The 863-nt window shown below is 69.1% G+C and carries 1 protein-coding gene and 1 pseudogene; both read right to left on the reverse strand.

Annotated elements, in window-relative coordinates:
* Window positions 1-476, reverse strand: a 476-nt coding sequence (locus tag A5622_RS19255; protein WP_066880601.1) for a flavin reductase family protein, incomplete at its 3' end; no start/stop codon positions are given.
* Between the two features lie 94 nt (window positions 477-570).
* Window positions 571-863, reverse strand: a pseudogene (locus A5622_RS19260) (amino acid permease); the annotation flags it as partial.

The raw sequence follows: 863 nt of genomic DNA on the forward strand, positions 1-863 counted from the left end.
AGCTCGCGCACGTCGCCGAAGGACACCCAGGTTTCCAGTTCCCGCGGCGGGCTGCCGCCGACCGGTGCGAGCAGGTGCCCGACGTGATCGCCCATCGTGAAACGCTCCAGGATCTCGCCGACGAACCACGCGGCGGCGTCGTCGAGGATCGGCATCCGTTCGGGGCCGCGGTGCCAGGAACAGCGGGCGAACTTGTCGACCTCGTCGCTGGTCTGGCTGCCGAAAAGCTCCACCACGTCGAGGTGTTCGTGGTCGAAGACGTGCACGGCCAGGTGGGAGGCGTCGCGGGCGACGCGGAAGGTGTGGTTGCGCTTGGACAGGCCGACCAGGAAGCGGGGCGGATTGATGCTGGTCTGGCTGGCGAAGCCCACCAGGCAGCCGGCTTCAGTGCCGTTGGCCTGCGTGGTGACGACAAACATCGGATAGTTCAGCAGCGCCACCAGTTTGTCGAACGCTTCGGTTTCCGGGTCGGCCATCCGCTCAGTCTTCCCCGTCCGGCCTTCGGGGAATCGCGATGCCGCTATTTGCCCGGCGGCGGTGTCCGGCCGGCCGGCGCGGCGTGCGCCGCCGTCAGCTGCGATTTCGGTTGCGCCGCAACGTGGTCCGGGCGATGAAACGCCGAATCAGATAGGCGCCGGCGCCGAGGCCCAGCACCAGCACACCGGAGAGCACCGACCATCGCGGCATCGCGACGGCCAGCATGACGCAGCCGAGCAGCCCGATCACCGGGATCGCCCGGTGTGGGCGGCCTTCGTCGGCACCGAGCGTGCAGGCCGAGGCGTTGGCGACGGCGTAGTAGATCAGCACGGCGAACGAGGAAAATCCGATGGCGTCGCGCAGGTCGGCGGTGGCGGCCAGGACCG

This window comes from Mycobacterium sp. 1245801.1 (genome assembly GCF_001673055.1).
Taxonomy (GTDB): Bacteria; Actinomycetota; Actinomycetes; order Mycobacteriales; family Mycobacteriaceae; genus Mycobacterium; species Mycobacterium europaeum_A.